General features: G+C 73.1%; 24 protein-coding genes and 1 tRNA gene. 18 read left to right on the top strand and 7 right to left on the bottom strand.

All coding sequences use genetic code 11. The features are described from left to right. The first annotated feature begins 6 nt into the window (after positions 1-6). Positions 7-285, top strand: coding sequence for a DUF3618 domain-containing protein (locus ACT3TZ_RS04110; RefSeq protein WP_444582120.1), 279 nt, complete (start codon positions 7-9; stop codon positions 283-285). Positions 286-412: 127 nt separating this feature from the next. Here the strand turns inward: ACT3TZ_RS04110 and ACT3TZ_RS04105 are convergent, their stop codons facing one another. After that, positions 413-823, bottom strand: a complete 411-nt coding sequence (locus ACT3TZ_RS04105; RefSeq protein ID WP_444582119.1) for a YchJ family protein — start codon at positions 821-823, stop codon at positions 413-415. A 150-nt stretch (positions 824-973) separates the two neighbouring features. On the opposite strand from ACT3TZ_RS04105, the gene ACT3TZ_RS04100 reads away from it, so the two are divergent. Then, the gene (locus ACT3TZ_RS04100; RefSeq protein ID WP_444582118.1) at positions 974-1,432 is read left to right on the top strand and encodes a GNAT family N-acetyltransferase; all 459 of its coding nucleotides are present in this window, start codon (positions 974-976) and stop codon (positions 1,430-1,432) included. Between the two features lie 151 nt (positions 1,433-1,583). Continuing rightward, positions 1,584-2,366: an SDR family oxidoreductase gene (locus ACT3TZ_RS04095; protein ID WP_444582117.1), complete on the top strand. Its 783-nt coding sequence runs from the start codon at positions 1,584-1,586 to the stop codon at positions 2,364-2,366. A 25-nt stretch (positions 2,367-2,391) separates the two neighbouring features. Here the strand turns inward: ACT3TZ_RS04095 and ACT3TZ_RS04090 are convergent, their stop codons facing one another. From ACT3TZ_RS04090 to ACT3TZ_RS04075, 4 genes are all read right to left on the bottom strand, one after another. After that, positions 2,392-2,970 carry a DUF421 domain-containing protein gene (locus ACT3TZ_RS04090; RefSeq protein ID WP_444582286.1) on the bottom strand — a complete coding sequence of 193 codons (579 nt, stop codon included), beginning with the start codon at positions 2,968-2,970 and terminating at the stop codon, positions 2,392-2,394. Between the two features lie 116 nt (positions 2,971-3,086). Further along, on the bottom strand, positions 3,087-4,277 hold the full coding sequence (locus ACT3TZ_RS04085; protein WP_444582116.1) for an NAD(P)/FAD-dependent oxidoreductase: 1,191 nt from the start codon (positions 4,275-4,277) through the stop codon (positions 3,087-3,089). A 198-nt stretch (positions 4,278-4,475) separates the two neighbouring features. Then, a complete protein-coding gene (locus ACT3TZ_RS04080; protein ID WP_444582115.1) occupies positions 4,476-5,603 on the bottom strand; it encodes a hypothetical protein in 1,128 nt (375 codons plus the stop codon). Further along, positions 5,600-6,097: a DUF2975 domain-containing protein gene (locus tag ACT3TZ_RS04075; protein WP_444582114.1), complete on the bottom strand. Its 498-nt coding sequence runs from the start codon at positions 6,095-6,097 to the stop codon at positions 5,600-5,602. Before ACT3TZ_RS04075 ends, ACT3TZ_RS04080 begins: the two co-directional genes overlap by 4 nt. 151 nt (positions 6,098-6,248) lie before the next feature. On the opposite strand from ACT3TZ_RS04075, the gene ACT3TZ_RS04070 reads away from it, so the two are divergent. Continuing rightward, a complete protein-coding gene (locus tag ACT3TZ_RS04070) occupies positions 6,249-7,283 on the top strand; it encodes an MDR family oxidoreductase (protein ID WP_444582113.1) in 1,035 nt (344 codons plus the stop codon). A 19-nt stretch (positions 7,284-7,302) separates the two neighbouring features. Here the strand turns inward: ACT3TZ_RS04070 and ACT3TZ_RS04065 are convergent, their stop codons facing one another. Then, positions 7,303-8,856 (bottom strand): long-chain-fatty-acid--CoA ligase, encoded by a 1,554-nt coding sequence (locus tag ACT3TZ_RS04065; protein WP_444582112.1) that lies wholly within the window; start codon positions 8,854-8,856, stop codon positions 7,303-7,305. 107 nt (positions 8,857-8,963) lie between these two features. On the opposite strand from ACT3TZ_RS04065, the gene ACT3TZ_RS04060 reads away from it, so the two are divergent. The 13 genes from ACT3TZ_RS04060 (at position 8,964) to ACT3TZ_RS04000 (ending at position 17,026) form a co-directional block, all read left to right on the top strand. After that, the gene (locus ACT3TZ_RS04060; RefSeq protein WP_444582111.1) at positions 8,964-9,392 is read left to right on the top strand and encodes an ArsR/SmtB family transcription factor; all 429 of its coding nucleotides are present in this window, start codon (positions 8,964-8,966) and stop codon (positions 9,390-9,392) included. Between the two features lie 122 nt (positions 9,393-9,514). Continuing rightward, a complete protein-coding gene (locus ACT3TZ_RS04055; RefSeq protein WP_444582285.1) occupies positions 9,515-10,396 on the top strand; it encodes a cation diffusion facilitator family transporter in 882 nt (293 codons plus the stop codon). Between the two features lie 224 nt (positions 10,397-10,620). Further along, positions 10,621-11,049: a GlcG/HbpS family heme-binding protein gene (locus ACT3TZ_RS04050; RefSeq protein ID WP_444582110.1), complete on the top strand. Its 429-nt coding sequence runs from the start codon at positions 10,621-10,623 to the stop codon at positions 11,047-11,049. 62 nt (positions 11,050-11,111) lie between these two features. Further along, positions 11,112-11,963 carry an SDR family oxidoreductase gene (locus ACT3TZ_RS04045; RefSeq protein WP_444582109.1) on the top strand — a complete coding sequence of 284 codons (852 nt, stop codon included), beginning with the start codon at positions 11,112-11,114 and terminating at the stop codon, positions 11,961-11,963. A 244-nt stretch (positions 11,964-12,207) separates the two neighbouring features. Then, entirely contained in the window at positions 12,208-12,729 is a 522-nt protein-coding gene (locus ACT3TZ_RS04040; protein ID WP_444582108.1) for an Asp23/Gls24 family envelope stress response protein, read from the top strand. Between the two features lie 58 nt (positions 12,730-12,787). After that, complete coding sequence (locus ACT3TZ_RS04035; RefSeq protein ID WP_444582107.1) at positions 12,788-12,964, top strand: hypothetical protein; 177 nt, start codon at positions 12,788-12,790, stop codon at positions 12,962-12,964. 3 nt (positions 12,965-12,967) lie between these two features. Beyond that, positions 12,968-13,348: an Asp23/Gls24 family envelope stress response protein gene (locus ACT3TZ_RS04030; protein ID WP_444582106.1), complete on the top strand. Its 381-nt coding sequence runs from the start codon at positions 12,968-12,970 to the stop codon at positions 13,346-13,348. Continuing rightward, positions 13,345-13,905, top strand: a complete 561-nt coding sequence (locus tag ACT3TZ_RS04025) for a DUF6286 domain-containing protein (RefSeq protein ID WP_444582105.1) — start codon at positions 13,345-13,347, stop codon at positions 13,903-13,905. The genes ACT3TZ_RS04030 and ACT3TZ_RS04025 overlap by 4 nt, the downstream gene beginning before the upstream one ends. Before the next feature lie 39 nt (positions 13,906-13,944). Further along, the gene (locus ACT3TZ_RS04020) at positions 13,945-14,556 is read left to right on the top strand and encodes a hypothetical protein (protein ID WP_444582104.1); all 612 of its coding nucleotides are present in this window, start codon (positions 13,945-13,947) and stop codon (positions 14,554-14,556) included. Between the two features lie 49 nt (positions 14,557-14,605). Next, the gene (locus ACT3TZ_RS04015; RefSeq protein ID WP_444582103.1) at positions 14,606-15,196 is read left to right on the top strand and encodes an RNA polymerase sigma factor; all 591 of its coding nucleotides are present in this window, start codon (positions 14,606-14,608) and stop codon (positions 15,194-15,196) included. A 2-nt stretch (positions 15,197-15,198) separates the two neighbouring features. Beyond that, entirely contained in the window at positions 15,199-15,753 is a 555-nt protein-coding gene (locus tag ACT3TZ_RS04010; RefSeq protein WP_444582102.1) for a hypothetical protein, read from the top strand. After that, on the top strand, positions 15,743-16,195 hold the full coding sequence (locus ACT3TZ_RS04005; protein WP_444582101.1) for a hypothetical protein: 453 nt from the start codon (positions 15,743-15,745) through the stop codon (positions 16,193-16,195). The genes ACT3TZ_RS04010 and ACT3TZ_RS04005 overlap by 11 nt, the downstream gene beginning before the upstream one ends. A gap of 78 nt (positions 16,196-16,273) precedes the next feature. Continuing rightward, complete coding sequence (locus tag ACT3TZ_RS04000; RefSeq protein ID WP_444582100.1) at positions 16,274-17,026, top strand: ABC transporter permease; 753 nt, start codon at positions 16,274-16,276, stop codon at positions 17,024-17,026. Between the two features lie 105 nt (positions 17,027-17,131). Here the strand turns inward: ACT3TZ_RS04000 and ACT3TZ_RS03995 are convergent. Beyond that, positions 17,132-17,205, bottom strand: a tRNA-Lys gene (locus ACT3TZ_RS03995). Positions 17,206-17,385: 180 nt separating this feature from the next. On the opposite strand from ACT3TZ_RS03995, the gene ACT3TZ_RS03990 reads away from it, so the two are divergent. Beyond that, positions 17,386-18,282 (top strand): NAD-dependent epimerase/dehydratase family protein, encoded by an 897-nt coding sequence (locus ACT3TZ_RS03990; RefSeq protein WP_444582099.1) that lies wholly within the window; start codon positions 17,386-17,388, stop codon positions 18,280-18,282. The last annotated feature ends 251 nt before the right edge of the window (positions 18,283-18,533 follow it).

The following is an 18,533-nucleotide window of genomic DNA, read 5'->3' as shown; positions in this document are numbered from 1 at the left end:
GGCCCCGTGGCCAAGAAGCATGCGGAGAGTCTCGAGGGCTTGCGCGACGAGGCGGTCCGACGTCAGGACAACCTCGCCTCGGACATCGACGAGCTCGTCGACAGGGTGAACCCCAAGAATGCCGTGACCCGCTGGAAGAACGAGACCGTGCAGGTCGTCCGGAGTTTTTTCGTCGCCGATGACGGCAGCTACGTCGTGCCCCACGTTGCAGCGGTGGCCGGCGGCGTCATCGGCACGGTCGGACTGATCGGTGGCCTCGCGGTCCTGGCCGCGAAGCGCCGCTGAGGGCCCGGCACCAGCGCTCGACACGATCACGCGCGAGATCGCCCGCTCGCGCACAGCAGGCCCCGGCCCGGGATGTCCTGGGCCGGGGCCTGCACGTGTCCGACGGCGGATCGCCGCGGATCGTCCGTCAGGGGGTGACGTCCCCGTCGACGTACGTCCAGGTGCCGTCCTCGCGGTCGAAGCGGCTGGTCTCGTGCAGCCGCAGGGAGGCACCGTCGGCGTCGCGTGCGAGCGCCGTGAACTCGACGATCCCGTGGTCGTCGAACGGGCCGCCCTGCTCCTGGCGGTGCACCACCAGGCGGCGCCAGACCGGGACCTCGTGCCGGGACCGTGCGAGGTCCGCCGCGGACGGGCGGGTCGAGGGATGCCAGGTGCGCAGCACGTGCGCGTCGTTCCCCACGGCATACGCCGTGAATCGCGAGCGCATGAGCTGGACGGCAGTGGGGGCCGGGCGTCCCGCGAGGATCGGACCGCAGCACACCGCGAACCGGTCCCCGGATCCGCAGGGACACGGGGTGTCAGGATCCGGGGAGCGCATCGTCCCAGTATCCCCGGGGAGCGGTCGTCGGCCAGGCATCCCCGGGGCGCGGCCGGACGCGATCTCCCGGGGGCCACGTGGTCCTCGGGTCGCGCGGCGCGGGCGGGGTCCTCTGGCCGAGGGATCGTCTCGCCGTGGCACCATCGAGCCATGTCCCGCGAGCCCGAACCCTCCGTCGAGCCCGGCACCGAGCTCGGCCACGAGGCACCGCGCGTACCCGAGTACGTCCACCTGCGGCGCATCGCGGGCCTGACCCCCATCAGTACGGCACAGGCCGGACCCGCGGTCGTGCACTCCTGGGCGTGGACCACCGTGCGCGACGAGGCGGGGACGCTGATCGCGATGGGACGGGTGATCGGGGACGGCGGCTGGTACTTCCACCTCGCCGACATGGCGACGGACCCGGCACATCAGCGCCGCGGGCTGGGGCGCCGGGTCCTCGAGGACCTGCTCGGCCGGATCCGTGCGGTCGCCCCGGCGGATCCGTACATCACCCTCATGGCAGATCCTCCCGGCCGGCGCCTCTACGAGAGCCTGAGGTTCGTCGACGCGGACCCCTCGCTGGGCATGCGGCTGCCCGCCCGCGGCGCGGAGCGCCCCGGCGCCTGAGCACCGGGCCCTGGCGCGCCCGTACGTCGGGTGCTCGGACGCCCGAGCTCCGCTGCGTCGGGCGCTCGGGCACCCTCGGGGCGCCGTCCCCCGGTACCCTCGATCCGATCCCCCGCGCCGGACGAGACCGGCCCCGAACCTCAGGAGAACCATGAGCGCGATCACGCCCCTCGCAGACCAGCCCCTCGCAGGGAAGACCGCCGTCGTCACCGGCTCCTCCCGCGGCGTCGGTGCCGACACCGCGCTGCTCCTCGCCGCCCAGGGTGCCGACGTCGTCGTCAACTACCGCCAGAAAGCACCCAGGGCGAACAAGGTCGTCACGAAGATCGAGGAGGCGGGCGGGCACGCCGTGGCCGTGGGTGCGGACCTCACAGACCCCGCGGACGTCCGCACGATGATGCGCACAGCCGTCGACACCTTCGGCTCCCTGGACGTGCTGGTGCTCAACGCCTCGGGCGGCATGGAGGCCGACCTCGGCGAGGACTATGCCCTGCGCCTGAACCGTGACGCCCAGCTGGACGCCCTGCGCGCCGGCACCGAGCTCATGACCGAGGGCGGCCGCGTGGTCTTCGTGACCAGCCACCAGGCGCACTTCATCCGCGACGTCGAGACGATGCCCCAGTACGAGCAGGTCGCGCTGTCCAAGCGCGCCGGCGAGGACGCCCTCGTCGCGGAGATCCCCGCGCTCACCGAGCGCGGGATCTCCCTCGTGATCGTCTCGGGCGACATGATCGAGGGCACCGTCACCGCCACGTTGCTCAACCGTGCTCAGCCCGGCGCCCTCGAGGCCCGCCGTGAGGCCGCCGGTCGTCTGTACTCGGTCGCCGAGTTCGCCGCCGAGGTCGCGGCCGCCGCGACGGCGGACGTCCCCACCGGGCACGTCGAGCTCGTGGGCGGCGCGGGCGACTTCCTGGCCGGTCAGCAGAAGAGCTGATCCGCGGCGACGGGCCCGTGCCGCATCAGCGGTCGCGGTCCGTCGCGAGCTGATCGATCCGGGTGTCGAGATGCTCGCGCAGGGACTCGATCGCGGCGGCGAACTCCCCGCGGGAGAGGTTCTGCTCGGACGGCTCGAGGTCCACGAGGACGGAGCCGCCGGGCTCGATGGTCGCCGAGCGCACCTCCGAGACCGCATCGGCCCCCTGGTGGCGCAGGGCCGCACCGAGCTCGCTCTCGGTGATCGACAGGTCACGCAGCGCTGCCCTGTCGGGCACCCCGTGGGTGACCACCGGCGTGGCGCGCCCCGACAGCAGCACGTCGACCGCCGGGAACCGATGCGCGATCACATCGATGAGCCAGTTGGCCACGACCAGCACCACGGCCCCCAGCAGACCGCCGATCAAGGAGTTGTCGGTGCCGATCACGGCGTTCTGCACGACGTTGGACAGCAGCAGCACCACCACGAGGTCCTGGCTGTTCATCTGCGCCATGAGGCGCTTTCCGAACACCCGCAGCAGCACCAGCAGCCCCAGGTAGACGCCGATCGTCCGGGCGACCTTCTCCCAGGCGCTCATGTCGAGCGCGAACAGGTCGGTGAGCATGTGGTCCACGGGGTCTCCTCAGGGACGGGCGGTCGCGGCCCTGGCAGTATCCCGCGCCGGCGGCTCCCGGCGCGGGCGGGCGCGAGCGCTCGGCGACCCCCGGACCCCGCCGGATCTCAGCGGATGCGACCGATGAGCGCCCCCCTGCCGCTCGGCGCCTCCCGCAGCACATCGCGCGCGGCGTCGCGGGCCCCCTCGACGTTCCACAGCAGCACCCCGACGGGGCGCTCGTCCGCATCGAGGTAGTAGACGACCCGGCGGTCCTCGTCCAGCAGGTCCTCGACGGTCTCGAGCGAGGAGTCCAGGGTCCCCACCGCCTCCCACCGCAGTCCGAGGACCTGGGAGTAGAAGAACGGGGTGTGGGTGTACGGCTCGGGGTCACCGGCCATGGAACGGCCTGCCGCCCGGCCCATCTCGCGGGCGTTGTCGACGTGCTCGACGCGGGTGCGGCCCAGGATCGGGTCCGGGTACTCCGCGATGTCGCCGGCCGCCCAGATCGCCGGATCCGAGGTCACGAGGTGCGCGTCGACGACCACGCCGTCGTCCACCGTCAGGCCCGCGGCGCGCGCCAGGTCGACGGCGGGCGTCGCGCCGAGCCCCTCGACCACGACGGCGGCCTCGAGCTCGGTGCCGTCCTCGAGGACCACCGCGAAGGCGTCTCCGGCGGTCGTGATCCTCTCCGCGTGGCGCCCGGCGACGAGGTGCACGCCCGCGTCCTCGAACAGCTTCTGGTACCGCTGGGCGAGGTCGCGGGGGAACTTCGTGCCCAGCAGCACCTCGTCGGGGTGGACCAGGATGGTCGAGGCATCGTTCGTCACGAGCGCCGCCGCGAGCTCGTTGCCGATGTAGCCGCCGCCGATCACCACGAACGGCGCGTCGGGTCCCAACGTGGAGGCGAGATCGCGCAGCCGCCGGTAGTCCTCGAGGGAGCGGAAGACGAGGATCCGGTCGTCCTCGGGGCCGTCGAGCCGTCGGGGAACGGAGCCCGTGGCCAGCAGCAGGTGCCCGTAGCCGAACTCCTCGCCGTCGGACGTGCGGACGGTGCGGGCCGTGCGATCGATGCCGACGACCTCGATGCCCAGGTGCAACGCGGCGCCCGTGTCCTCGGCGGTGCCCAGGGGGACCTGGTCCACCCCGAAGTCCGGATCGGTCCACAGCTTCTTGGACAGCGCGGGGCGGGTGTAGGGCGCATCCTGATCGGCGCTGAGGATCCCGATGCTCGCGGCGTGGTCGAGCTCGCGGATCCCTCGCGAGGCATCGTCGGCGACCTGGCCGCCACCGATGATGAGGTGGTCGTAGGTGGTCATGCAGCAGCCTCCTGGGAGTGTGCGTCGGCTCCGGACGGGACACCGGATGCGGCGTCGGAGGCCGGAGCCCGTGGGGTCCACCGTCCCAGCCAGCAGGCGTGCGGTCGAGCGTCCCGGGCACGGGGCGTCACACGGGACGACGACATCGCAGGTCAGCGTCGCATCGGGCATGGACCGTGCGGTAGGTGGCCCGTCCGCTCACGCCGCAGGGTGCCAGCGTCCGTCGTCGTCGCGGGCGTAGGTGCGTAGGGACCCGGCGCGCTCGACCTGCGGGACGAACCACACGGTGGCATCCGGCGCCCACCCCGCCAGAACGCTCGCGCGCCCGTCGCCGAGGTCGATGGCACGCCCGGCGGTCGTGAGGTACCCGCGGATGCTCACGTGGACGGCGTCGGCGTGCTCGGCGACGTGGGACCAGTCGGGGCGGACCCAGAGCTGCTCGTCCTCGCGTCGACCCAGGCTCCTCTCCTCCGTCCCGGTGCTGCGCTCCCAGTCGTCACCGCTGGTCGCCGTGACGTCGAGCGCCGCGGTGCGGCACAGGGCCGCCCAGTCCTCGGGACCGTCGACGACCAGCACCCGCGCCTCCGCAGGCGTGGTCACCTCCGTGACCTCGGCACTCTGCCAGCCGTGGTCGTCCTCCTGGAGAGAGAGCCCCAGGGGCCAGAGCCCGGGCAGGTGCCGGGAGGTCCACGCGAGGGTGCGCGGCGGGGTGGACCACCAGATGCCGGAGGGGCGCACGAAGGGATGCGCCCGGCGCTGCTCGCGCTGCTCGGCCTCCCAGCGGACCGCGTCGTACCGCCAGGTCGAGAGCTCGGACACGATGCCCTCCCGGTCGAGGTCGAACATCACCGGAACGTCGTCCCAGCGGATCTCGACCTGCGTGCCCGCCTCGCGCGCGCCACCGCTCCACCAGGATGGCACGGAGGACGCGACGTGGTGGGCGAGGCGATCCAGGGCACGGCGCATCGCCGGGTCCGCCGCGAGCGCATCGGTCCCGTCGGGCTCCTGCCACGGCATGGTGGCGTCCGTCGACGTGGACAGCGCCGACAGCAGCCGCGGGAGGGTGATCGCGGGCAGGGGCGAGGCGAGCAGGAGGTCGTTCACATCCCGCAGAGTGGGATCGTGGGACGGTCCCGGATCCTGTGTCGGGCCGTCGATCCGCGTGGACCCCGGCTCGCCGCGGAACCACACCGTCACGCTGTACGGATCACGACGCGAGCTCGCGTCGAACAGGGCGTCGCGGGCCTCCTGGGTCGCGCCGGGCTCGGCGAGCGCCAGGAGCAGGCGCCGCCCGCGAGGCCCCGCCACGAGGTCCTCGGGCGTCATGCAGGCACCGGCGGATCGGAGACGGGACGCCGGGCCACGAGGGCCGTGGCGTCGCGCAGCACGGCGCGCAGGACGACTGCCCCCAGCGTGAGGGCGCCCGTGACGCCCAGGCCGCCGAGCGCCATCGCCACCAGCCCCGGGGCGTCCGACGGCGGCTCGACGACGAGGTACACGTACACGGCCAGCAGGAAGCAGGCCGCGGTGGGGACGGACGCTGCGACGATGATCCGTTCGACCCAGCGGACCGAGGACGCGGAGAACACCGTGCCCGGCCACACCCGTCCCAGCAGCACCCACACGCACACCACCGCGACCACCAGGCTCAGCCAGCACAGGATCCCGAACGCGGGGTAGACGAACCGCGCGGAGAACGCCCCGGACTCCCGGGAGATCTCGAGGCCGAGCACGGGGACGATCGTGACCTGCAGCAGACCGACGACGAGCACGACGGCGACCAGGCAGATCCGCAGGAGGAGGATGCAGACACGGAGCATGGAGGCATCGTCCGTCGCGCGAGCCCGTGCTACAAGCGACATTCGGGGAGGTCCCGTGGAGGACGCGGCGAGGCGTCCGGCGGTGGCAGAGTGGGGGACGCGCCGGCGCTGTGCGACCGGCCCTTCACCGTCGAGATGCCCGGAGGCCGCGATGACCACCTTCCCCGCCTGGGTCCTGCGCCCGGAGGAGCACGCCGATGCCGCCGAGCGCGGGCAGAACCGCGTCGAGCTCGAGCAGTGGTCCCTCGCGGACCTCGACGAGCTGCCCGTCACCGTGCGGGTCGAGGCGTCGAGCCTGAACTACAAGGACGCCCTCGCGCTCGGGGGACGACTCGGCGTCGCCCGGCGTCTCCCGCTGATCGCGGGCATCGACCTGACCGGGACGGTGACCACCTCGGAGGATCCGCGGTTCAGCCCGGGGGACCGCGTGACGCTGGACGGGGCCGGACTCGGGGAGACGCTCCACGGCGGGCTCGCCGGGATGGCCCGCGTGCCCGCGGACCAGCTGGTCCACGTGCCCGAGGAGTTCACCGCCCCGCAGGCCGCGGCGATCGGCACGGCCGGGGTGACCGCCGCGATGGCCGTCACGGCGCTCGAGCGCCACGGCCTCGTGCCGGACGCGGGGCCCGTGCTGGTGACGGGTGCGAGCGGCGGCGCGGGCAGCATCGCGATCGCCCTGCTCGCCCGCGCCGGATACACGGTGGTCGCCGCGAGCGGGCGGGTCGACGCCCAGCGCTCGCGCCTGGAGGCGCTCGGCGCGGCCGAGGTGATCGACCGGTCCGAGCTGTCCTCGACCACCGTCCCGCTCGCCCGGCAGCGCTGGGCCGCCGTCGTCGACGGCGCCGGCGGCGACGTCCTCGCCGGGGCCCTGGCGACCGTGCGCACCGGCGGTGCGGTCGCCGCCTACGGGATGGCCGCGGGTGTGCGGCTGGAGACCACCGTGATGCCGTTCATCCTCCGCGGCGTCTCCCTGCTCGGCATCGACTCCCCGCACCTGCAGCTCCCGGAGCGTCAGCTCGTCTGGGAGCGCCTGGCGGCCGATCTCGACCCCGCGGTCCTCGACGGCCTCACGACGACGATCCCGCTGGACCGGGCGCGCGACCGGGCCGAGGAGCTCCTCGCGGGCCACGGCACCGGTCGGATCGTCGTCCGGATTCCCCCGGAGCCCGACGCGCCGCAGGCGTGAGCGCCCGCGGGCGGCGGACTCAGGACAGCTCACGCTTGAGGATCTTGCCCGTCGAGGTCATCGGGAGCTGATCGACCACGACCACCTCCCGGGGGTACTTGTGGGCCGCCATCTGCTCCTTGGCCCAGGCCCGCAGCTCCTCGGCGGTGGTGCTCGCCTCGTCGGTGAGGATCACGAACGCCTTGACGTCCTCGCCCACGCCCTCGGCGGGCACGCCGATCACGGCGGCGAGCGAGACCTCGGGGTGGCTCATCAGGACCTCCTCGACCTCGCGCGGGTACACGTTGTACCCGGCGCGGTTGATCATGTCCTTGGACCGGTCGACGATGTAGTAGAAGCCCTCCTCGTCGATGCGGGCGAGGTCGCCGGTGCGGAACCAGCCGTCGCGCATGACCGCTGCCGTGTCCTCGGGACGGTCCAGGTAGCCGGTCATGATGTTGTGCCCGCGCACCGCGAGCTCACCCACGGCGCCGACCTCCGTGACCTCGGCCCAGTCGGGGCTCGCGGGATCGATCAGGCGGCACTCGATGCCCCACACCGGCACCCCGATCGAGCCGGGCCGGGGCCTGTCGGCCAGGGAGAAGCACGCCACCGGGGAGGTCTCCGAGAGCCCGTACCCCTCCATGATGCTCACGCCCAGCTTCTCCCGCACCTCCCGCAGGATCTCCACCGGCAGGGCCGCCCCGCCCGAGACGCCCATCCGCAGGGTCTCGGCGATCGGGGCGACGTCCACGCCCTCGCGCAGGGCCCCCAGCAGCGCCCACCACATCGTCGGGACGCCCGCGAAGAACGTGACTTCCTCGCGGACCAGCAGGGCCAGTGCCGTGGCCGCGTCGAAGCGGGGCAGCAGCACCAGGGTCGCGGCCATCGAGAAGCCGGCGGTGAGCTGCACCGTGGCGCCGAAGGTGTGGAACAGGGGCAGCGTCACGAGGTGCACGTCGCCGGCGGGTCGGCTCTCGAACAGGCGGTTGCACACCAGCGCGTTCATGAGCTGGTTGGAGTGGCTGAGCTCGGCGCCCTTGGGGCGCCCGGTCGTGCCGGAGGTGTAGAGCACGACGGCGGTGTCGGTCTCGGCGCGCTGCACGGTCTCGAAGGTCGTGGGCCGCCCGGCGATCGCGGCGCCGAGCGTCGTCGCCCCCTCGATGCCGCCCGGGTCCGCGGGATCCGCGGTGATGAGCACGAAGGCGGGCGTGCGCCGGGCCGCCTGGGCGCCCGCGTGGCCCGCGGCCCCCATGGGCAGCTCGGGCGTGCCCTCGAAGCAGACGTAGACGGAGGCGCTCGCGTCGTCGAGGTAGTAGGTCACCTCGCGGGCCTTGTTGAGCACGTTCAGGGGCACGACGACCGCGCCCACCTTGAGCGCGCCGAAGTACACGATCGGGAAGTAGGGGAGGTTCGGACAGGTCAGGGCCACCCGATCACCGGGCCGCACACCGAGCTCGACGAGGTAGTGGGCGACCTGGCACGCGGCGGCGTCGACCTGCGCGTACGTCAGGCGCGTGTCCCCGAGCACGAGGGCCACCCGGTCGGGGTGGGTGCGGGCGCTGTCCTCCAGGACGACGGAGAGGTTGTACACGGCAGGGTCCTCCTCATGACGACGGTGTCAGTGGAGGTCACTCTAGGGGGTCCGGACGGCGGTGCTCGCCCCCTTCCGGAATCGGAGCTGAGCGATATCATCGTCGTATGTCGATCAAAGCTGTGGTCGGGGCGCGGGACGGGGAGGCCGCCACGACCGGTCGCGGGCACCCGGCCGCCGGGACGTGGAGCGAGGCCCACGGCGTGCTGTTCCACGCCCTCTCGGACCCGACGCGCCTGGCGCTGCTGGGCCACCTCGCGTCCGGGGAGCACCGGGTGCGCGACCTCGTCGAGCACATGCACCTCGCGCAGTCGACGGTGAGCGTCCACCTCGCGTGCCTGCGGGACGCCGGCCTGGTGCAGGTGCGCAGCGAGGGACGGGCCTCCTGGTGCCGCCTCAGCGATCCCGGGGCGCTGGATGCGCTCGCGACCGCCGCGGACGCGCTGCTCGCCGCGACCGGGGGCGTGCCCACCCGGAGCGCTCATGAGCGGTCCGACGCGCAGGCCGATGCTTCGTCCGACGGGGGAGCGTCGTGAACGGCGGGACGTCCCAGGGCCCGGGCGCTCGGGACGGTCGCGACGAGGGTGGCCGGGCGGACGACCCGCACGGCGCGCATGCCCACTCCCATGGCGCCCACTCCCATGGCGCCGGGGCCGCGCTGCCCCGGCTGGCGATCGCCTTCGCGCTGACGGCCGTGATCGTCGTGGCGCAGGCCATCGGCAGCGTCATCACCGGGAGCCTCGCCCTGCTCACCGACACCGCGCACGCGGTGGCCGACGCCTCCGGTCTGCTCGTGGCTCTGATCGCCGCGGTGATCGTGCGTCGCCCCGCGAGCAGCGCCCGGACCTGGGGCTTCGCCCGGATCGAGGTCATCGCTGCCCTGGCGCAGTCGACGTTGCTGGTGGTCGTGGGCACCTACGCGGCCATCGAGGGGATCCGCCGCCTGTCCTCCCCGCCGGAGGTCCCCTCCACGGAGCTGCTGGTCTTCGGGATCATCGGCCTCGTGGCCAATGTCGTGGGGCTGCTCGTGCTCGCGGGGGGCCGCGGCTCGAGCCTCTCGCTGCGCGCCGCGTTCCTCGAGGTCCTCGGCGACGCCCTGGGCTCCGTGGGCGTGATCGTGGCGGCGATCGTCATCGCGACCACGGGGTTCCAGCGCGCTGATGCCCTCGCGGGGCTGTTCATCGCGGCCCTCATCGTGCCGCGGGCCCTGCGCCTCCTGCGCGAGACCTTCCGGATCCTCATGGAGTACACGCCCAGCGGGGTGGACCTCGACGAGGTGCGGCGTCACGTCCTCGAGCTCGACCACGTGCTGGAGGTCCACGACCTGCACGCGTCCATGATCGGAAGCGGCCTGCCCATCCTCTCGGCCCACGTGGTCGTGCGCGACGAGTGCTTCGACTGCGGGCACGCGCCGCAGATCCTCACCGACATCCGCGCCTGCGTGGCCGGGCACTTCCCCGTGTCCTTCGAGCATTCGACCATCCAGCTCGAGACCCGCTCCGTGCGCGAGGCCGAGCATTCGTCGCTGCTGCACGGCTGATCACGGGACCGGACGCACCGGTTCGACCATCCGGTCCCGGACTGTGAGGTGAGGAGCATCCGGGCGCAGCGCGGCCCCCGTACGCAGGGGCGACGAGGTCAAGCTCGGATCGTCCCGTCGCTCCGGCGCGCCCTCGCCACGGGGCGTCCCGATAGCGTGGAACGCGTCTGCAAGCCATCCACCGGCGACTGCAAGCCATCCACCGGCGACATGGAGGAGACGCCGTGCGAGACCTCAAGACCATCACCCTGGACGATGCGCGACGGGTCATCGCCGCGGCCGAGCACCGGGCGGAGGCGATCGGATCGCCGAGCAACGTGGCGGTCGTCGATGTCGGCGGCAGCCTGGTGGCGCACATCCGGATGGACGACGCGCAGCTCGGAAGCATCGAGCACTCGATCGACAAGGCCTTCACGAGCGCCTTCTACCGCGCCGCGACCGTGGACCTCGCTCCCGACACCCGACCTGACGGCCAGTTCTGGGGCATGGCGCTGTCGAACCATGGTCGCGTGCTCGTCTTCGCCGGAGGTGTCCCGCTGACGGATCGGGACGGGACGATCGTCGGAGCCGTCGGCGTCAGCGGCGGCACCCAGCATCAGGACGCGACCGTGGCGGACGCGGCCGCCTCCGCACTGCGCACCATCGACGCATGATGCGGCGCCGCGCACCGCGGCGCCATCTCGACCACCACCCGACGACGGAAGGAAGCAGGACCATGAGCACCATCCTCATCACCGGAGCAGGCACCGGATTCGGCAAGGAGGTCTCCCTGCGCCTGGCCGAGGCGGGGCACGACGTGATCGCCGGGGTCGAGATCATCGCCCAGGTCACCGCGTTGCGCGCGGCGGCGACGGAGCGCGGTGTCGCGCTGCGGGTCGAGAAGCTCGACGTCACCGACCCCGACGACCGCGAGGCCGCGCAGGCCTGGGACGTCGACGTCCTGCTCAACAACGCCGGCATCTCCGAGGGCGGCTCGACCGTCGACATCCCGGCCGATCACCTGCGCCGGCAGTTCGAGGTCAACGTCTTCGGGCCGGTCCTCCTCACCCAGGGGATCGCGACGTCGATGATCGCGCGGGGCGGCGGCCGCATCGTCTTCATGTCCGCGGTCGCCGGGCTGACCACCGACCCGTTCACGGGCGCCTACGCGGCGTCTAAGCACGCCGTCGAGGCCTTCGCCGACGCCCTGCACCAGGAGCTCGCCGAGTTCGGCATCCGCGTCGCGACGATCAATCCCGGCCCGTTCCTGACCGGCTTCAACGACACGATGTTCGAGACCTGGAAGACGTGGCGGGACGATCCTGCCGCGCGGGTCTTCGACTACGAGAAGCTCGCGTTCCCGCACGAGCAGTACGATCCCGAGCCCGTCTTCGAGACCACGGTGAAGGTGCTGACCGGCGAGGACACCGCCTACCGGCACGTGCTGCCCACAGAGATCGTCGACTCCACGAAGCAGCAGCTGGCCGAGGTCTGGGACCGACGCCAGAGCGAGGGCTCCGGGCCCGACGCCCGACCGGACCTCGTGCGGACGGCCTTCGAGATCGCGCCCGCCACCCCGGTGGACTGAGGACGCGAACTCCACCCGGCGCGAGCCTGCGCCGGACGGAGAGGTCCCCGTGCGAGCGGCCCGTCGTCACTCCGTGGCGGCGGGCCGCCCGCGTGCCCGGTGCGCCGGGTGTCGGGCGGGTGTGGTGGGATGTGATGACAGTCACAGAAGGTCCGCGTGAGGATCCGGTCGGTCATGGCGTCCTCCCTGTTACAGCACATCGCATGGTTCGCACCGCGGACCCGCTCGTACAGAGGAGAGAACCATGAACCAGTCCTCGATCCCCCAGACCGGCAAGCAGAACGATCGCGCCCAGCAGGACGCCGCCCGCGCGGCCCAGGACGACCGCGAGCAGGCACGCGGCGAGGCGCCTCGCGGACCCCTGCAGACCGATCGCGGCACGACCACCCTCGAGGACACGGTCGTCGCGAAGATCGCCGGCATCGCCGCCCGCGAGGTCCCCGGCGTCTACGACATGGGCAACGCCGCGCGCCGCGCCTTCAACGCCGTGACCGACCGCATCCCCAACGCCCAGACCAACGTCACCGGCGGCATCAGCGTCGAGAAGGGCGAGACCCAGACCGCGATCGACGTGACCGTCGTCGTCGAGTACGGCGCCTCGATCGTCGACGTGGGCAACGCGATCCGTCGCAACATCATCGAGCAGGTCGAGGGCACCACCGGCCTGCAGGTCGTGGAGGTCAACGTCAACGTCGCCGACGTCCACCTCCCCGACGAGGACGCCGCCAAGCCCGCCTCCGCCTCGTCCTCCGCCGACCTCCACTGATCTCCCGTCCCGGGAGCGGCCCCGCCGCTCCCGGGACCCCGTCCGTCAGGAGACGAACATGAAGAACACCCACATCGCGCTGCTGGTGGGTCTGGTGCTCGGAGCGGCACTGGCCTTCGGCACCTTCTCGCAGTTCTTCCTGGTGCTGGTCTTCGGCGCCATCGGACTGGCCGTCGGCCTCGTGCTCGACGGACGGATCGACATCCGCGGGATCACCGACCGCACCCGGCGGTGAGCCATGACCGTCACCCCTGTCGCTGAGCGCCCCGTCGACCAGCGGGGCTCGACCACGATCCCCGCCGCCGTCGTCGCGCGCATCGCCGCCCAGGCCGCCTCGGAGGTCCCCCGCGTGGGCTCCGCCGCCGGAGGGCTGCTGGGCCTGGGCGCCCGCCGCGACTTCGAGAGCGCGCCGACGGCGGAATGCGACCTCTACGGCCGCGCCGCGGTCCTGCGCCTCGACGTCGGCATCGCCTTCCCGCTCCCGCTCGCGGAGGTGCTCGGCGCGCTGCGCCGTCACGTCACCGCGCGGGTCACGCAGCTCACCGGCCTCGACGTCTCCCGGCTCGACGTCACCGTGTCGTGGCTGCATCCCTCGGACACCGCCAGGAGGCTCTCGTGAGCACGGCACATCCGTCCTTCCGCCACCGTCCGCGCCGCGGCGTGCCCGCCCTGATCCTGGGGCTCGTGCTGCTGGCCGGCGGTGCGACCGCCCTCTGGCTCCTCGGCTCCTTCGCCCTCGACGGTGCCTGGCCTGCCCAGGTCTCCGCGGCCGTCCGGACCGTGGGCGCCACCGCGCTGTCCGATCCCACCGTGCTCGCGGTCGGGATCGCCCTGGGCATCATCGGGCTCGTCCTGCTGCTGGCCGGGATCATCCCCGGATCCCCGGGGCAGGCCGTCGTCCGCGACGCCGGTGATCCGGCGTCGACGCCCGGAGAGACCGTGATCGCCCACCGCGACCTCGCCCGCCGGATCCGCGCGCGGCTGTCCCAGGTCGACGGCGTGTCCGCCGCCCGGGTGGACGTGACCGGACGGAGCGTGCGCGCCGCGGTGTCCACCCCGGTCGACGACCGGGACGCCGTGGACGCCCGAGCGCGCCACGCCGCCCGGGACGTGCTCGAGGAGCTCTCCCTGGACCCGGCGCCCCGCCTGCACCTCAGCACCCGCTCGGTGCGCTGACCACCCTCCGGACCCCCGTCCGCCGAGAAAGGACTCCCCATGCGTACCGTCTCCGCCGCGCGCAACCGCAGCGCGCTCGTGATCGTGGGACTGCTCGCGCTCGCCGCGGGCGCCTGGATCGTCATCGCCTCGACGGGAGCCGCCGCCGACCTGCCCGGCTGGGGCTCCGTGCTCGCCGAGCCCGGCTCGACGCCCGCCGAGCTCGCCACGGCACATCGGGCCTGGGCGCTGCCTGTCGGGATCGCCCTGGCCCTGATCGCCGCGATCCTCGGCCTCGTGCTCGTCATCGCCCAGGTCCCCGCCTCCCCGCGGGCCTCGGTGTTCCGCATCTCCGCCCCCGAGGGCACGGACCTCGGCGGCATCGAGCCCGGCGTCCTGGCCCGCGCGCTCGCCGAACGCGCCGAGGGCCTGACCGGCGTGCAGGACGTCGGCGTCCAGGTGCTCGGCGCGGCCTCGGCCCCCCTCGTGCGTGCCGACGCCACGGTGTCCGAGGACGCCGAGCTCGCCTGGGTCACCGCAGCGCTGCGCACCAGGCTCGCCGAGGACTGCGCCGTGTCGCTCGGCCGCGCCCCCGACCGCCTGGACCTGCTGATCCATCTGCGCGGTCGTGCGCGCCACGAGCAGCGCGTCGACGTGGCGCCCGCCGCATGAGGGAACGCACCCCCGCAGCTCCCGCCGGAGCGTGCACGGAGGCGCCTCGATGAGCCACGACCGCCTGAGCCTCGACGCGCTCGCGGACCGCGACCTGGTGCTCCGCGCCCAGGACGGCGAGGTCGCCGCCTTCGAGGCGCTCATCGACCGCCACCAGGGCATCCTCTTCCGTGTGGCGATGGCCACCGTGCGCCACCGCGCGGATGCCGAGGACCTCGTCCAGGAGACGCTGCTGACCGCGTGGCGCCGACAGGGCCTGCTCGAGGACCCCTCCGCGTTCCGCGCTTGGCTCCTGCAGATCTGCTCGCGGCGCGCCACCGACCTGGTCCGCACCCGGGCGCGTCGACGGACCGATGCCACAGCCCCCGTCGACCTCCCCGAGGAGCGCCCGCGCGGCGATGCGCCGACCGACGAGGCCGACCCCTTCTCCCGCGTGGTGGTGGGGGAGCAGCTGCGCACCCTCGCGGACGTGCTCGCGGGCCTCGAGGCGTCCCTGCGCTCCGTGTGGGTGCTGCGCGAGATCGAAGGACTGGGGTACGCGGAGATCGCGTCGGCGCTCGGCACCACGACAGCCACCGTGCGCGGCCGACTGGCCCGCGCACGCCAGCAGATCATCACGACGATGGAGGAATGGAGGTGACCATGCACACTCCCGACGACCCCGGCAGCGGGGCCCGCGCCGTGCCCGCACGGACCGCGTCCCCGCGCCCCGACGAGGCCGACGCCGAGTCCGCACCCGAGTACGAGGAGCTGCTGCGCACCGCGCACGCCGCCTGGGACGCCCTGGACGAGTCCGGCGACCGGAGCGCCCAGGTCTCCCCGAGCGTGCTCGCGGCGATCAAGGGGGCCGTGCGCGCCGAGGTGCGTCACGGCGCCCAGATCGAGGTGCCGCCCACCCCTCGCGGCCCGTACACCGTCTCGGAGCTGTCGCTGCGCACGCTCCTGCGCGAGGCCGTCGACGCCGTCCCCGGCGCACGCGGTCTGCGGACCCGCGTCGAGCACGCCGATCCCGCCGGTGACGGCGGTCGTGGGCTCCCCGTGGCCGTTGTCTGCCGCATCTCCGCGGCGCAGGACACGCCGGCCCTGCCCGCGCTCGCCGAGCGCGTGCGCGACGAGATCGCTGCCACCCTGAGCGTCGAGCTGGGGCTGGACGTCCCGCGCATCGACATCCACATCGAGGACCTCCATGAGCACTGATCCCGTGAGCACCGATCCCGTGGGCACTGATCCTGTGAGCCCTGATCCCCTGGAGACCGGTCCCGACGGCACCGATCCGCTGCTCGTCGAGCAGGCGGATCCTGTCGCCCGGGACCTCGGATCCGTGCTGAGGCCCACGACGGGCCTTGCCGATCAGCTCGCCGCGACGGCGCTGGGCGTCTCCGGCATCGCGGCTCTCGAACCGGGGGTGAGCACCACCCTGCAGACTCTGGACGCGCGGATACGCTGCACGGCCGCGGTCGCCCGGTACGGACTGCACCTCGACCCGGTCGAGGGACGGCTCCTCGTCGAGGTGGCCGTGCGCTCGCTGCACCCCGTGCGGTCGGTCGTCGAGGACCTGCAGAGCGCCCTGACCGAAGCACTGCGCGCCGGCGGCCTGGCCGATGTCGACGTCGTCGTGCGGGTACAGTCCGTCGCCTGAGAGCATCGCCGCGCGTCCCGAGGCCGCTACCCTGGCCGTGATCGTGACGATGCCAGGACGAGACGAGGACTTGCACGGATGCCGGTGACCGAGGATCTGGTCCGCACAGGACTCGGCGTGCTGGTGCTGGTGGCCGTCACCACCGTGGTGCTCCACCTGACCGGGGTGCCCCGCCGGTGGTCCGCGGCGCTCGCGATCCTCCGCGGCACCCTCCAGCTCGCGGCGCTGAGCCTCGTGCTCACCGGGGTGATCACCCATCCGGCATGGGTCGCGGTCGGCCTCCTCGTCATGTTCACCGCGGCCGCCGCGACCAGCACGGGACGCCTCGGCTGGAGCAGGCGACGGCTGGAAACGGTGGCCGGGGGCATGGCGATCGGCGTCGTCGTCCCGCTCCTGACCGTGTTCGCCACCGGTGCCGTCGAGCTGACCGCGCGGTACGCCCTGGCCATCGGCGGGATCGTGATCGGCGGATCCATGGCCACGGCGACGCTGACCGGTCGTCGGCTCCTGCAGGCGGCGACGGATCGTCGCGGGGAGATCGAGGGGTGGCTCGCGCTCGGGGCCACGCCCCGTCAGGCCACCGCGCCCATCGCCCGCCATGCACTGACCGAGGCGCTCATCCCCTCGACGGACCAGACCCGCACCACCGGGCTGGTCACGATGCCGGGGGCATTCGTCGGCGCGATCTTCGGCGGGTTGTCCCCGCTCGAGGCGGGCCGCTTCCAGATCGTGGTGCTCGCCTGCATCATGGCCGCGGCCGCCCTGACAGGCGCCGTGATCGCGTACGGACAGGCCCCGGCGACGGCTCGGGGAACGCGCGCCTCGCGATGACGTGGCACCCGGGGGAGTGCCCGTCGACCAGCCCTGGCCGCAGGTCCCGCGCCCGGGAACGACAGAACCCCCGCCGCTGCTGCGACGGGGGTTCCGGTCATCGGGTGCGCCATCAGGGATTCGAACCCCGGACCCGCTGATTAAGAGTCAGCTGCTCTAACCAACTGAGCTAATGGCGCCGACGGGTGATGACAATACACGGGTCGACGGGGGGTGCGAAATCGCCGCCGGTCAGCTGTGAGACAGCAGACAACCAGGGGTGATCGCCTAGACTCGGTGCTCGGACGGACCGTGCTCCGCGACCGCCGACCAGCTCGGGGACGCCGGGCACAGGTCCCACATCGAGCGGGAGGTCGAGGGTGAAGATCGCGGTCACGGGCGCCACCGGGGTGCTGGGCCAGGAGGCCGTCGCCGCTCTGGTCGCGGCCGGTCACGACGTCACGGGGGTCACCCGTCGGGATCGGGGCATCCCGATCATCGAGGGACGCGGGGCCCGGGGGAGCGTCGCCGACGTGTTCGACGCCGACGACCTCGCGCGCACCTTCCGCGCGCACGACGTCGTCATCAACACCCTGGCCCACGTGCCCGCCGACATGACGGCGATGCGCCCGCTCGCGTGGCGCGAGGACGACAAGCTCCACCTCGAGGCCTCGGCGGCCATCGCCGAGGGTGCCCGGCGCGCCGGCGTCCGCAAGCTCATCCAGGAGTCCACGGTCTACCTGTACCCCGACAACGGTGCCGAATGGATCGGGGAGGACGAGCCGCTGGCCGTGCGGCACGCCGCGTTCCGCCCCCGGGTGCGGGAGATGCGCGCCGCGGTCGACTTCGCGACGGAGGGCCGCAGCACCGTGATCCTGCGGCTCGGGCAGCTGTTCGGACGCGATCCCCAGACGACGTTCGCCCTCAGGGCGGCGCGCGAGGGACACGCCGTGCTGCTGGGTCGCCCGGACAGCTACATCACCCTGCTCCACGACCGGGACGCGGGACGCGCCTTCGTCTCGGCGCTGCGCGCCGGGTCCGGGTTCTACAACGTCGGCGGTGAGCCCGTGCTCCGCGAGCGGTGGGCCAAGGACCTCGGCCGGGAGGCCAAGGCCGCGGGCCCGGCGAAGTTCATCCCCGAGATCGCCCAGGCCATCGTCGGCCCGCGCCTGGACGTCCAGCGGCGTTCTCTGAGGGTCTCCTCGGTGCGCTTCATGTCCGAGACCGGGTGGCGACCCACCATCGGGCCCTCGACCCCGGGATGGTCGCGAATGTGACGCGGCGGCGAGCAATTCGTGTCCGATGCATCACGCAGGTGATGTCGTTCGTCAGGATTTCGTGCGCGACGCATCGTGCGATGGTGCGCCGAATGTCGGCATCGTCGCTAAGGTGATGGATCGGGAACGAGCGCACGAAGGCACCCGGGACGATGATCGTTCGGCACGCGCTTGCGGCGACGTCCCAGAACCGAGGTCCACGACCGGGGCCGACCGCGCACGGCGCGGCATCGGCACCGACACCAGGGGGC

Source organism: Brachybacterium sp. AOP25-B2-12 (genome assembly GCF_052378625.1).
GTDB lineage: Bacteria > Actinomycetota > Actinomycetes > Actinomycetales > Dermabacteraceae > Brachybacterium.
Note: the sequence above shows the minus strand (reverse complement) of the source record. Positions and strands in the feature narration are given on the sequence as shown.